The organism is Mycobacterium sp. 3519A (assembly GCF_900240945.1).
Lineage (GTDB): Bacteria > Actinomycetota > Actinomycetes > Mycobacteriales > Mycobacteriaceae > Mycobacterium.
Map to the genome: position 1 here is coordinate 1,322,786 of NZ_OESG01000014.1, position 13,919 is coordinate 1,336,704.

6 protein-coding genes are annotated in these 13,919 nt (G+C 67.8%); all 6 read right to left on the minus strand.

From position 1 onward, the window contains the following. Positions 1-12: 12 nt before the first annotated feature. The 6 genes from C1A30_RS27265 to C1A30_RS27290 all read right to left on the minus strand — a co-directional run bounded on the left by C1A30_RS27265 (position 13) and on the right by C1A30_RS27290 (position 13,899). Entirely contained in the window at positions 13-3,195 is a 3,183-nt protein-coding gene (locus C1A30_RS27265) for an arabinosyltransferase domain-containing protein (RefSeq protein WP_101951397.1), read from the minus strand. Further along, complete coding sequence (locus tag C1A30_RS27270; protein WP_101951398.1) at positions 3,192-6,476, minus strand: arabinosyltransferase domain-containing protein; 3,285 nt, start codon at positions 6,474-6,476, stop codon at positions 3,192-3,194. Before C1A30_RS27270 ends, C1A30_RS27265 begins: the two co-directional genes overlap by 4 nt. A gap of 103 nt (positions 6,477-6,579) precedes the next feature. Further along, complete coding sequence (locus C1A30_RS27275; protein ID WP_101951399.1) at positions 6,580-9,813, minus strand: arabinosyltransferase domain-containing protein; 3,234 nt, start codon at positions 9,811-9,813, stop codon at positions 6,580-6,582. 79 nt (positions 9,814-9,892) lie between these two features. Further along, on the minus strand, positions 9,893-11,755 hold the full coding sequence (locus C1A30_RS27280; RefSeq protein ID WP_101951400.1) for a galactan 5-O-arabinofuranosyltransferase: 1,863 nt from the start codon (positions 11,753-11,755) through the stop codon (positions 9,893-9,895). Beyond that, positions 11,755-12,537 carry a decaprenylphospho-beta-D-erythro-pentofuranosid-2-ulose 2-reductase gene (locus C1A30_RS27285; protein WP_101951401.1) on the minus strand — a complete coding sequence of 261 codons (783 nt, stop codon included), beginning with the start codon at positions 12,535-12,537 and terminating at the stop codon, positions 11,755-11,757. Before C1A30_RS27285 ends, C1A30_RS27280 begins: the two co-directional genes overlap by 1 nt. Continuing rightward, a complete protein-coding gene (locus C1A30_RS27290; protein WP_101951402.1) occupies positions 12,538-13,899 on the minus strand; it encodes an FAD-binding oxidoreductase in 1,362 nt (453 codons plus the stop codon). Between the last annotated feature and the right edge of the window lie 20 nt (positions 13,900-13,919).

Consider the following 13,919-nt stretch of genomic DNA (forward strand, 5'->3'; position numbering starts at 1 on the left):
CCGGTCGGCCACTTAGGGTCCGATGCGGATCTTGCCCGGCGACCACAGCCCACTGTGGGTCTCGGTGCCGAAGTCGAACTGCGCGGGCCGGGCATCCTGGGCGTCGGGCGTCATCTCGAACCTGCGCAGCGACCCCCAGTCGCGACCCCAGTCATTGGACAGGTACGTCGCCATTACGTGTGCCCGCAACAACAGGTCGGTGATGCCGAGCAGCCCGCCGTTGAGACCGTCCTCCCAGGTGTCGGTGTCCTTGCGCTTGGCGTTGTAGTCCGGTGTGATGCGGAACTTCGGAATCTCGGTGACCCCGTTGGCGTGCAGCATCGGCTGCTGACACGGGAAGGCAAGGCCCACCGCCCAGTCCATCAACACCGGTTGTGTCGACCCGACGTACTCCTGCACCGACCGCAACTCCGGCACCCTCGGAGGCGTGACCGCCACCCAGTCGCCCTGCGTCAGCGACAGGTCCTCGGCAACCACCCGCACCGCGACCGCATCCGCCGGAATCTGGGCCCGCGGGAATCGCAGATTGCGCCATGACGGAATCGGTCCGAGGTCGTACGGCACCAGCCTGCCTGCGGGCACGGGAGCGCCGTCGGGTCCTGGCCGGGCGTACTCCAATTCGACCTTCTGGCCCTCGGTTCGACCGTTGAAGACACTGTCCCCGGTGATGGTGCCCGCCGCCGTGATCACCACGAGCGGATGCGCGGCGTCGCGTGGCGGCAGCTGATACCAGGCCGAGGCCAACCGGCTCTGCTGCTGCGGCCCCTCGACGTAGGTGCCCGCCACCGGACCCCGCGCGGGGTCGAGGCCGTACGGCAGCGGCACCGTCGAGCCGTTGACTCCCGGTGTCTTCAGAGCGGTGGGTTGATCCCAGTCGTAGTCGGTGCCCGGCATCGGCAGATTCATCCGAATGGTCTCGGCGACAATCTTTTCCGGCACGCCGTCGGGTGTGAAGCCCACCGGCCTGTCACCGCCGAGCGGGCCGAGGGGGCCGTAGTTGCCGGGCAGCGGTGTCAGGAACCCGTCGTTCGGATCGGGTTCGACGAGCACATCGTCGGCCAGCCCGCAGCCACCGGTGAAGGCGCGCAGGTTGGCCCACGCGTTCGAGTAGGTCGGGTACTGGCGCACGATCCCCGCGGTCATCGAGCCGACGAAGACCAACACCATGAAGCCCGCCGCGACCGGGATGGGTGCGGCGGTCAGTGCGCGCGCGATGCGGCCCTCGCCGTGGTCGCGGGCAACGAAGTGCAGCCACACGGCGTAGATCGCGGTGACGGCGAACAGCAGGAAGAAGATGAAACTGACTGTCAGGCCTGCGATCTTGGGAGTCGCGTTGTTGAACGGCACGCCGTAGCTGGACACGTACCACCAGCCGTTGGTGGTCGCGAAACACAGCGCGAGGGTGAAGAACACCGCCGCAAGGAACGCCATCCGGTTACGTGACCACCGCATCACGGCGGGTGAGACCAGCACGGTGGCCACCGCCGCCATCGCGGCGCCCACCGCGGCGAACAGACCGAAGTGATGCACCCACTTGGTCGGGGTGAACATCAGGAAGAACATCGTGCCGAAGATGATGCCGATCAACCGCCACACCGGACCGCGCGCCACCCCGGGAACCCGCTTGCGTCGCAACAGGATGAACATCGCGGCGAACAGCGACAGCGCCGTGAAGAAGAAGCCGAACCGCCGCGACAGCGAGCCGTCCACCGTCGGCAGGAACAGGTAGTAGTAGCGCAGGTTCTCCGTGTACCACGCCTGGCTCGGGCCGATCGCGGTGCGAATCCTGGTGGCCTCCAACACCGTTGCCAGCGTCTGGTCGGCGAACACCACGGTGAGGATCACCGTGCCCGCGGCCAGCATCGGTGCGATCAGCGGCCAGGTGCCGACGGTCCGATGCCTCTTCACCAGGATTCGCAGGATGGGCCTGCCGCCCGCCAGCAGCGCAGCCACCGCGATCAGACCGGTCGGCTGGATGCCCAACGTGAACGCCGCGGTCAGGATCGCCAGCGCTGCGGGCGTCATCCGGCTGGAGATGATCGCGCGTTCGATCAGCACGTAGGTGATCAGTGCGCCGGTCGCGATCTGGCCCTCCGGGCGCAGGCCGTTGTTGAACGGCATCCAGGCGCCGAGCAGCACCAGGCCCGCGGCCCACACCGCGGGCTTGCTGGCCGCGACCGCGGGCCCCAGTCGGGGCAGCACCTCGCGAGACAGCAAGAGCCAGCACACGATTCCGCAGACCAGGTCGGGGAGCCGGATCCAGATGCTGGCATCGCTGACACCGGTCATCACCGCCAGCAGGTTGTAGTACCAGCCGAACGGGTCCTCGGGGCTGCCGAACCAGCGGAAGTAGTTCGACATGTAGCCGGCGTGCCCTGCGACGCGGGCCATCTGCAGGATGTAGCCGTCGTCCGACGAGTTGGCGCCGATCACGTGCCAGACCACGAAGCCGCCGATCACGACGACGTCGGTGGCGGAGAAGGTGCGCCAGCGCTGCGGGATCCAGCGCTGCATCCGGCGGCCGTCGAGTCGGTCCAGCCGCCACAACGCGACCAGCGCGATCACCGTCGACACGATCGCCAGCAGCATCGCGGTCAGCTTCAAAGCCGTTGGCTTGGTGGAGAACCGGGTGTCGATCACGGCCGACGCGGTCAATCCGGGCGGTGCCGGTCCGGTCAGGTCGGTGAAGATGCCGACGATCGACGGGCGCAGGTTCGGATCGGGGAAACCGGACCGCTGATCGGAGCCTGTCTTCGGATCGGTGAGCCCGACGAACGTGGCGAACGTGCCCGCCTCCGACGAGGTGATCTCGATGCGCTGACAGTTTGCCGCCTTGTCCCGCGGCACGCTGGCGACCACCACGTTGCGGTCGGTGATGTCGACGCGCTGCCGGTTGACGTTGACGAACAGCGACTGCAGCGCGGCCTGTTTACCGTCCTTCGGCGCGGTGCTCAGCACCGTCCCGCCCGCAGGCGGCATCGTGCGGATCACCTCGCACGGCACCGTGATGGTCATCCGCACCGGCACCTGCGAAATCAGCGGCGCCGTCACGTTGTTCAGCTGACCGTCCTGAGGCCAGTTCAGCGTCGCCGTGGTCTGCACGACCGGCAACAGCGGCGTTGCGACCGAGAGGATGAAACCGATCAGGCCCGCGATGGTCGCCGTCCAGCGGGCGATCTTCACGTCGCGCGTCATGGCAGTGCCCTGATCGGTCCGCTCCGGCTCCAGCCGAACACCCGCTTCGTGCCCTGGTCGATCACCGCGTTGGGGGCCTGCAATTCCGGTACGACGCGGCTGTAGCGCTCGATCCAGCCCCAGTCGCGGTACCAGTCGTTGCGTAGATACGTCGGCACCGTGGTGGTGCCGAGCAGCGACTGGATGAACAGGAACGGGCCGCCGCCTTCAGCGGACTGCCACTGCTTCGACGACACCACCACTTGCTTGAAGTTCGGCAGGATGCGGTACTCCGGAAGTTCGGCAACGCCAAGGTGTTCGGAGAACGGGCGCTGGCATGGGAAGTTCGCCGCGGTGGCGATGTCCATCAACACGGGGGTGTGCGAACCGAGCAGTTGTTGCGCGGTCTCGAGCACCGGCACCCGCGGCGGCGTGAACGCGAACCACTGGTCGGTGGACAGGTTCGGATCATCGGCGACGATGCGCGCGACGTTGGCTTCCGGCGGTGCCCAGGCCAGCGGGAAACGCAGGTTGCGCCAGGCCTTTTGGGGGAAGATGTCAATCGGCTGGACCTGGCCGAGCGCCTGGTAGCTGCCGTCAGGCCGGTGCACGCCCCACTCGAGCTTGAGCGACTGGCCGTAGTTGAAGGAACCGTCCTCCTCGTAATACCAGATCGCGCCCGCGGCGGCGACCGTCACCAGCGGCCGGTCGGGAGTGCGTGGCGGTAACTGGTACCACGCCGAAGTCACTTTCGCCGCAACGGAGTTCTCGTTGTAGCTGCCCATCACGGGTGTGCGCTTGGGGTCCAGCCCGAACGGCAGGAAGACGTTGGAGCCGTTGATGCCGACGGGCCCGTAGCCGCCGCCGGTGCCTGCCGCGTATCCGATGCCGATATTGGGCTCGTTGGGCGAACCGGGGGAGTTCACGGTGCCGGGATTCGCGGTGACCGGTTCTGCGGGTTCCAGCGTGTCGCTGACGCCGTCGGGCGTGAAGCCCACCGGGTTCTCACCGCCGAGCGGGCCGTACTGGCCGAACTTCTGACCCGGAACAGGTTGCAGCAGACCAGCGTTCGTGTCGGGTTCGACCAGCACGTCATCGGCCATCGCGCAACTGGTGTTGGAAAGCCCGGACAACAGCGCGCCGATGTTGGCCTTGGCGGTGGTGTAGGTGGGGTAGCGCTGCGCGGCGCCCTTGGCCATCGAGCCGACTTCGAGCACGACCATGATGATCGCCACGACCAGCAGCGGGGTGGACGCCAACACACGGTTGCGGCGGGTGTCGGCGACCTGGGTGTGCCCGGTGTAGTCCATCCGGAAGTGCAGCCAGCCCGCCAGCAGGCCGGTGACGATCGCCAGGCCAAGGAAGATGCCCGTCACCGGGATCCCGACGATCACCGGTTGTTTGTCGAACCACGGCACCCCGTAGTTGCCGACATAGAACCAGCCGTTGATACCCGATGTGGCCCAAGCCAATACGAACAGCAGCGCGGTGACGTACAGCGCCAGGTTGCGTCGGCTGTGCAGGCCGACGCGCGCGAATGCGAATGCCGCCACCCCGCCGAGGGCGCCCGCCAGACCCGCGAACGCGCCGAACTGCACCGCCCACTTCGTCGGCGTGAATGTCAGCAGCAGCAACCCGACGGCCGTCGCACCGACCAGCCGCCACACCGGTCCGGTGGCCATGCCGGGAACGCCGCGGCGACGCAGCAGCACCGCGAGCATGCCGAACAGGCACACCAACATCACCAGCACGGCGAATCGACGGGTCAGCGACGAGTCAGCGCTGTCCTCGACGGTCAGGAAGTAGTAGCGCAGGAATTCCTGGTACCAGGGGATGGTCGGCCCGACCTTGTACTTGATGCGGGCGGATTCGGCGACGGTGGCCAGCGTCTGGTCGCGGAACACGACCACGAAGATCAGCGACAGCGCCGCCGCCAGTGGCGCCAACTGGGCCACCAACCCGTCCACCCCGCGCCTGCTGCGCACCACCCTGGCGACGGCACGCGCACCGACCAACAGCGGCGCCACCGCGATCAAACCCTGCGGCGCCAGCGTCACGCTGAACACCGCGACGACGATCGCGACGGCGGCCGGCCACAACCGTCGGGTCGCGATCGCGTTCTCGATCAGCGCCCACGCCGCGATCGCGCCGAACGCGATCAGCGGTTCGGGCCGAAGGCCGTTGTTGAACGGCAGCCAGGCCGCCAGGAATGTCGCCCCGGCCGTCCACACCGCGACTCGGTTGCCTGCCAGGCGTCCACCGAGTCTCGGCAGCGCCCAGCGGCTGATGATCAGCCAGGTGCCGATGGCCGCCAGCGTGGCGGGCACCCGCATCCACACGCCCGCCGTGCTGATCGCCGCCATCTGCGCGAGCACCGACTGGTACCAGTCGAACGGCGCCTCGGTGGTGCCGAAGAAGCGGTAGTAGTTGGCGGCGTAGCCGGCGTCGGCGGAAACCCGCGCGATGGTCAGGTTGTAGCCGTCATCGGACGAGATCGCGCCGATCAGATGCCAGAGCACCAGCGTGCCGACCACGCCGATGTCGAGCAGCCACGTCGACAGGCCCACCCGCCAGAACCGTCGCCAGGCTCCCCGCACGCGGCGCCCCGCCTGCCGGTCGAGCAGCGCCAGCGCCACGATCGACGCCAGCACGCACAGCACGCCGAGCACCATGACGCCGAGCTTGAGCGCGGACGGCGACGTGATGAACCGGGTGTCGATGTCGATGCGGGCCGACAGCCCGGGCTCAGCAGCGACCTTGAGGTCGGTGAAGACGCCGGTCACCTGTGGCTTCTTCTCCGGGGCCAGCGTGCCTGCGGCGCCGGGGATGCCGACGAATTCCGCGCCGACGCTGGCCGGGTTGGCCCAGGCGTGCACCGTGCTGCACGCACCGGATGCGACCGCGGCCCTTGGCGCCACCGCCGCCACCGAGTCACGGAACGCGACGACGACGGAGTTGGCGTTGGTGGTGATGAACAGGCCGTTGCGGCTGGCCTCGATGCCTGCCGCCGGATTGGTGGACAGCACCACACCGTTACCGGCGGGCATGGTCGCGGTCAGCCGGCAGGGGATCGAGATGTCGAGAGCCTGGGGCGCGCCGGACACCAGCGGCGCGGGGATGTCGCTGACCAGCCCGTCCGGGCCGGGTCCTGATGTCGCCGCCTGAGCGGCTCCGGGAGCCTGCGGCCACGCGATCGTCGCAGTGGTCTGGTTCACCGGCAGCAGCGGCGTGAGCCCGCAGAGTACGACGCCCGCGATGCCCGCGATGACAGCGATCAGCCGGGCGAGGCGGTGGGCAGGCACGAGGCTCGATGGTAGGCGACGGACCTGGTCCGGTGACGATGCCGGGCCGGTAGGCCCGGAGGTGGGGGTACCGCCCGCTTGCGGGGGAGACGCGGACATAGACCTAATGACGCAGCGGCGCCGGGCTCCAGAGTCCGCTACGCGTTGCCGAACCGAGATCCAGCCGGGCCGGTTGCGCGTTCGGGTAGTACGGCGTGAGCTGCTGCAGCGCGCCCCAGTCGCGGAACCAGTCGTCCTTCAAATAGGTCGGGACGGTGGTGGGCCGCAGCAGCAGTTCGGTGATGCCGAGCGGTCCGCCGCCGAGGTTGTCCATCACCGGCGAGTTGGCCTCCGCGCCGAACCGGTCGGGCAGAATGCGCCACTTCGGCACCTCGATGACGCCGTACTGGTGGCCGAACGGCCGTTGGCAGGGGAACGCCATGCCGACGAGCCAGTCGAGCAGCACCGGATCCTGCGAGCCGACCACTTCCTGCAGAGTGCGCAGGTGCGGGATGCGCGGCGGCGTGACGGCGATCCAGTGCAGCGGGTTGAGGTCGTCGTCGGTGGCCACCAGGCGGATCTGGGTGGCGTCGCGCGGGATGGCGGCCAACGGTGCCCGCAGGTTGCGCCAGGCAGGCGCGGAGCCCACGTCGGCGAAGCCGACGGATCCCGCGGGCTGACCCTTGCTGTCGGCCCACTGCACCACGACCTCACCGGGATCGAATCGACCTGCGGCCGATACGACCAGCAGCGGGCCCGCCTCGTCCCGGGGTGGCAGCCGGTACCACGCCGAGCGCAGCGCGGCAGGCTGCTGAGTGCCCGCGCGCCAACTGCCCATCACCGGGGTGCGTGCCGGATCGAGGTTGTACGGCAGCCGGGCCTTCGAGCCGTTCACGCCGGCGGCGGCGGTGGTGCCGCCCTCGGTGCCCGCCTCGTTGGCGGTCGTGGCTCCGGTCTCGGTGTCCGCGAAGTTCGACGTGCCCGGCGACTCCATCACCGGGTCTGCGGACACGTCGGCAGGAATTCCGTTGGGGCCGAAGCCCTGTGCGGTGACCGCGCCGAGCGCCTCACCCACCGGCGTGCCGATCGGCGTCAACAATCCGGCGTTGGGATCCGGTTCGACCATCACATCGTTGGCCAGCCCGCAGGTCTTGCCGGTCAGCGCCTCGAGGTTGGACCGGCCGACGCTCCACGCCGGGAACTGCTCCGTCATCCCCAGCGTCAGGGTCAGCACCTCGAAAATCACCAGCACCCAGGTGGCGATCGCCAACGGCGACTGCACTATTCGCTGCCAGCGGTGCGTGGTGGGCGGTGAGTTGTCGCGGCCCGAGAAGTGGAACCACGCGGCCACCAGAAGCGCGAGCACCGAAAGGCCGAGCAGGAAGGTGGTGAAGCCGAAGTGCCACTCGGGGAACTGATTCGACCACGGCACCCCGAAGTTGGAGACGTACCACCACCCGTTGACCGTCGCGAACGACAACGCCATCACGAACAGCACCGCCGCGGCGAACATCGCCCGGTTGCGCCGCGACTTCATCGCCGCCCCGGTGACCGCCACCGCGGCCAGCGCACCGACGCAACCCGCCAACCCTGCGAACACGCCGAAGTGGTGCGTCCACTTGGTCGGGGTGAACATCATCGCCAGGAACGACATGATCGTGATGCCGACGATGCGCCGACTCGGCCCCAGCGCGGTGCCGGGAATCCTGCCCTTGCGCAACGACATTGCCACCGACACGGCCAGCGCCAGCAGCAGCGTCAGCACCGCGAACCGGCGCGCGACCGACCCGTCGGGGCTGGTGGTGAACAAGCGCTCGTAGCGGATGTGTTCGTCGAACCAGCTCAGGCTGGGCCCGACGGCGGATTTGAACGTGCTGGCCTGGATCTCGCCGATCAGCGTCTGGTCGCGGAAGATCAGGATAATCGTCACGGTGCAGGCGGCCAGGATCGGCGCCAGCAGCGCCAGGTAGCCGAACCGCGAGGTATGCCGCGCCACAATCGTTTTCAGCGGGCCGACCGCCACCAGCAGGGCGCCGATGGCCGCGATGCCCGTCGGCCCCGAGAACAGGGTCAGCGCACCGATGATGATCGCGATCGCCACCGGCAGCATCCGGTTGGTGGCCACCCCGCGCTCGACGGAGCACCAGGTCAGCAGGATGCCAAGGGCAATAATGGGTTCCGGCCGCAGCCCGTTGTTCAGCGGCAGCCAGAACGCGAGGAACATGCCCGCCGCGGTCCACGCGGCGGCACGGCTGGACTTGACCGCGGCGCCCAGTCTGGGGATGACTTCCCTGCTGATCAGCCACCAGCACGCCAGCGCCATCACGAGTGTGGGCAGTCGCACCCACGCGCTGTTGGTGCTGACGTGTGCCCACAGCGCGAGCAGGTCGTAGTACCAGCCGAACGGCGCTTCCGGTGTGCCGAACCATCGGTAGTAGTTGGCCATGTAGCCGGCGTGCTCGGAGACCCTGGCCATGGTCAGGATGTAGCCGTCGTCAGATGTGTTGGCGCCGACGAAGTGCCACCACACCAGAACGGCGGCCACCAACCCGTCCAACCCGGACATCGACCACCAGCGCGGCGGCAGGAAACGCTTGATCCGTCTGCCGTCGGCGATGTCGAGGACGTGCAGCGCGCCGAGCGCGACGACCGTCATCGCGACGCCGATGATCATCGCCAGCATCTTCAGCAGCGTCGGGGAACTGCTGTAACGCGAATCGATCGTCGCCGAGAAACTCAGCCCGGGCGGCGCCGGACCGGAAAGGTCGGTGAACACCCCGACGATCTGCGGCCGGAAGTCGTACCCGCCGCGTTCGCCGCGCAACGGCTTGCCCGCGTCCTCGTCGGCGTCGGGACCCTTCACCAGACCGACGAACTCGCCGGTGACCTTGTCGGCGTGTGCGGTGAAGGTGAGGCGTTGACAGGCCGGGCTGAGCACCTGGCTCAGCGGCGCACTGACGACCGGGGTGTTGCGGACGATGACGAGCAGATCGTTGTTGACGCGCTCGATCAGCAGACCGCGGTCGACGGCTTTCGGTGCCTGCTTCGGCACCGTCGACAGCAGCACGGTTTTGCCGGGACCGGTCAGCCCTGCCGCGGTGCTGCACGGTACGGAGATGGTCAGGTCGGTGGCGACGTATCCGATCAGCGGCGCGTTGACGCTCTGCAGCACACCGTTCTGCGGCCAGTTCAGCTGCGCGGTGGTCTGGGTGACCGGCAGCAAGGGCGTCGCGATTGCCAGCGCGGCGCCGAGCAGCCCGGCCACGATGGCGAGCAGCCGCGCGGTGCGATGGTTGCCCGCGACGGTCACGGGGCTTGATGGTAATTGGCCAACATGTGCCGGCGCTCTTGTGGCCATCAGCGCCCTACGCTTCCGCGAGACTGCAGTTTCCGAGAGAAAGTGCGAGTAGACCGCTCAACAACTACAGTTTCGGCGCTCATTTGCCCGGTTCCGTCCTGATCGCCAACACGAACGGCCCGACGGTGGAGACGTCGAAGCGCGGGTCGTCGAACAGCTTCTTGTCGAGGGTGACGTGGTAGCGGCGGACGTTCGGCTGATTCGGGTAGACGTCCGAGGCCAGCCGCAGGGTGTAGGTGTCGTTGGCGCCGCGGCGCATCAGGAACACGGTCGGCGGCTTCCACGGCAGCTTGTCCAGCGCGGCGATGAACTGGTCCGCGGTGTCCAGCGTGGCCCAGCTCTCGATCGCCGCGGCGCGCTGGTCGAACTGCGCAAGCGGGTTGGCGTAGTGCGACGTCAGCCCCTGGAAGCCGTAGTACGGGTAGTACGACAGGAAGCTGTAATCGGCCGTCAGCACCACGATCTCGTCGCGCGGCAGCCCGGTGGTCCGCAGAATCTTGTCGTCGATCTCGCGGTAGTACTGCTCGGCGCCTGGCGGGCGACGGTCGGCGCGTTGGCCATGGCCGTCGGTGTCGGTGTAGGCGACGACGATGTCGGAGCGCAGCACGTCGGGAATGTCCTGGCTGAACGTCAGCGCGCCGATCGCGCCGAGGGTGGCCGCGGCCGCCACGACCCGACGCGAGTTCTCCGGCCTGACCCTTGCCGCCAGCGCGCGGGTGATGTCGATGAACCCGAACGCGCCCGCCGCGGTCAACAGGATCGTCAGCGTCGGCTGCAGCCGGAACGACAACAGCGTGGTGCCCAACAAGGTGGTCAGCATCGACAGCAGCGACCACGCGTAGACCGCGAGCACCGCGATGGCAAGCGCACCGGCGCGCGTCGACGTGCGGGCGTAGACCACCAGCCACAGCGTGCCCACCATGCACAGCGCGCCGAGCAAGGTGAAGTGCAGCATCGGGAATTCCAGCTGCGCACCGGCCGACGGCAGATAGTGCTGCGCGGTACCCGAATCCGCGGGGTGTCCGTTGACCGCGGCGATCAGATACGGCCCCCACCCGAGAAGCGAGATGGCCCCGGCGATCACGGCGATCACCGCGCCCCTGATCAATGGGTCCAGCCGTTTACGGGACGCCGCCAACAGCACTCCCATAATCGCCAGCGTGAACGCGGCGTAGACGAACAGCAGCGTGTAGAGCAGCGCGGCGACACCGAGGAAGACACCCGTGGCGATGACGGCCGCCCATCCGCCGTTGCGTGTCGCTCCCCGCAGGCCCGACCACGCCAGCACGAACACCGGCGGCAGCAGCACCGAGATGATGGCGGCGTACGGTTCGGTCGGCGAGTAGGCCAGCGCCGCCGCAGCCGTCGCCGTCGCAACGATCAACGCGTACTCGAAGCGAACCATGTTGGCCCACAACACAAGAGCCAGCACCACGGCGATCGTGATCGAGATGATCGCCCAGGGCTTGAACATCTCCCACGCGGGCGTACCGGTCAGTGCCGCCAGCCTGCCGCCCACCCAGAACCAGCCCGGTGGATAGAAGGGCGGCAGACCGTAATAGGTCATGTCGTGCGGACCGGCCGTATCGGTGAGCCGGGTCAGATACTCCGTGCGGAACTGCTGGTCGACCGAGATGCCGAACAGGTAGAGCTTGGTGGCGCCAAGCGGCATCGCCAACGTGACCACCGCGAACGCGGCCGTGAACACCAGCGCCGCGACCTTCGCCACCAGTTGGCGCCCTCGACGCCAGAGCCAGCCGCTGGCGAATATGCCTGCCAGACAACCGAACTGGCCCACAGTGGTCAGCGCGTGCAACTGGTTCGACGAGTTGTACGCAGGCCACTCCACCCGCGATATCGCCGCAAGCGAGATCACCGCAACCACCACCGCCACGACGACCGCCACCGCCATCTGGCCAAGGACGGCCAGCGCGCCGCGCATCAGATGGGGAGCTTGCGGAAGATGGGCCGCGGAATGTGTCGCAACACCATCATCACGTACCTGAACGCCCCCGGCGCCCATACCAGTTCCTTGCCCTTGGCCGATGCCGTGACCGCCAACTCGGCGACGTACTCCTTGTCGACGGTGAACGGCGCTTCCTTGGTGCCCGTCGCCTTCCAATGCGCGACGGTCGTGCTGGTGCGCACCTGTCCGGGCCTGATCACCAGCACCCGAACCCCGAACTCCCGCAACGCTTCCCCGAGGCCGAGATAGAAGCCGTCGAGACCGGCCTTGGTGGACCCGTAGACGAAGTTGGATCGCCGCACTCGCTCACCGGCGGCGGAGCTCATCGCGATGATCTGACCGAAGCCCTGCGCCTTCATCTTCTCGCCGAGCAGCACGCCGACGGAAACCGCTGCGGTGTAGTTGATCTCGGCGATCTGTACGGCTTTGCGCTGGTTCTGCCACAGCTCCTCGGCGTCGCCGAGCAGGCCGAACGCCACGATCGCCACGTCGACGTCGCCTCCCGCGAACGCGGCGTCGATGACCTTGGGATGGCTTTCGGTGTCGATGCCGTCGAAATCGATCCACTCGACGGACTTGGCGCCAGCCTCTTTCATCGCCGCGATCGCTTTGTCTTTGCCGGGGTGGTCCGGCAGATCGGCCAGCACGATGCGGGCGTGCGCGTTGCGCAGATAGCGCTCGCAGATGGCAAGCCCGATCTCGGACGTGCCGCCGAGCAGCAGAATGGTCTGGGGGTTACCCACGGCGTCAAGCACCATCTAGAGCAGCTCCAAGCGTCGGGCCATGTCGGAGGCGAATACACCGTTGGGATCCACCTTGCGGCGCACGGCAATCCATTCGTCGATTCGCGGGTACATGGCGTGGAAGGTCTCGGCCGTGGTGCGGTTGTCCTTGGCGGTGTACAGCTTGCCGCCGAACTCCAGCACGCGACGGTCGAGTTCGTTGAGGAACTCGTTGAGGCCGGGCTTGATCTGGAAGTCGACGCAGACGTTCCAGCCGGGGATCGGGAAGCTCAGCGGCGCTTGGTTGCCCGGCCCGAACAGTTTGAACACGTTGAGGAACGAGTAGTGGCCCGACTTCTGGATGTCGTACATGATGCCCTTGAACGCGTCGACGGCTTCGGTGGGCACCACGAACTGGTATTGGCCGAAACCCGCTGAGCCGTAAGCACGGTTCCATTCGCCGACCATGTCCAGCGGATGGTAGAACTGCGTCAGATTCTGCGCCTTGCCGCGATAGGTTTTACCCATCCGGTACCAGACCTCGGTCATGGCGCCGAAGATCACCTTGTTGCCCAGTCCGCTGGGAAACACATCAGGCGTCGTGAAGTACTGCGGCGCATCGAATTTCAGCGGGTCGCGCTGTAGCTTCTTCGGCAATTGGTCGACCGTCGCCAGCGATCCGCGGGAGATCACCGCGCGGCCGAGCTTCGGCGGCGGGCTGATCGCGTCGAACCAACCCGACGAATAGGTGTAGTTGTCCTCGCTGCCGTCGCTGTGGAACGCGATGGTCTCGTCGAGGCCGGACGTCACGTCGCCGTCGGCGATGAAGTACGCCGTCTCGGTGGGCGTCATCGCGATGGTCGCCCGCAGGATGATGCCGGTCAGGCCGTTGCCGCCGACGGTCGCCCAGAACAACTCGGACTCCGGGCCGTCCGGGGTGAGTTTCCGGATCTCACCGTCGGCGGTGAGCAGATCCATTGAGCGGACGTGGTTGCCGAAGCTGCCCGCGCTGTGGTGGTTTTTGCCGTGGATGTCGCAGGCGATGGCGCCGCCGACGGTGACCTGCCTGGTGCCGGGCAGCACCGGGACCCACAGCCCGAGCGGCAGCGCGGCCCGCATCAGTTGGTCGAGATTGACGCCCGCGTCGACATCCACCAAGTGGGTGTCGCTGTCCATGGTGTGGATGCGGTTCAGCGCGGTCATGTCGACGACGAGGCCGCCGCCGTTCTGCGCGTTGTCCCCGTACGACCGACCCAACCCGCGCGCGATGACGCCGCGGTTGTCGGCCTGCGACACCGCCTTCGCGATCACCTCGGGGTCCGGCGTCGACAGCACCTGCGCGACGCTCGGCGCGGTGCGAGCCCAGCCGGTGAGCCGCCGGGTAGTGGTCTCAAACATCGTGACGAGGGTACCGCCTG

What these genes read in the sequence shown, in the direction of transcription:
- C1A30_RS27275 (WP_101951399.1), bottom strand. Translation starts at nt 9,813, where the DNA reads ATGGCCACAAGAGCGCCGGCACATGTTGGCCAATTACCATCAAGCCCC.
- C1A30_RS27280 (WP_101951400.1), bottom strand. Translation starts at nt 11,755, where the DNA reads ATGCGCGGCGCGCTGGCCGTCCTTGGCCAGATGGCGGTGGCGGTCGTC.
- C1A30_RS27290 (WP_101951402.1), bottom strand. Translation starts at nt 13,899, where the DNA reads ATGTTTGAGACCACTACCCGGCGGCTCACCGGCTGGGCTCGCACCGCG.
- C1A30_RS27265 (WP_101951397.1), bottom strand. Translation starts at nt 3,195, where the DNA reads ATGACGCGCGACGTGAAGATCGCCCGCTGGACGGCGACCATCGCGGGC.
- C1A30_RS27285 (WP_101951401.1), bottom strand. Translation starts at nt 12,537, where the DNA reads ATGGTGCTTGACGCCGTGGGTAACCCCCAGACCATTCTGCTGCTCGGC.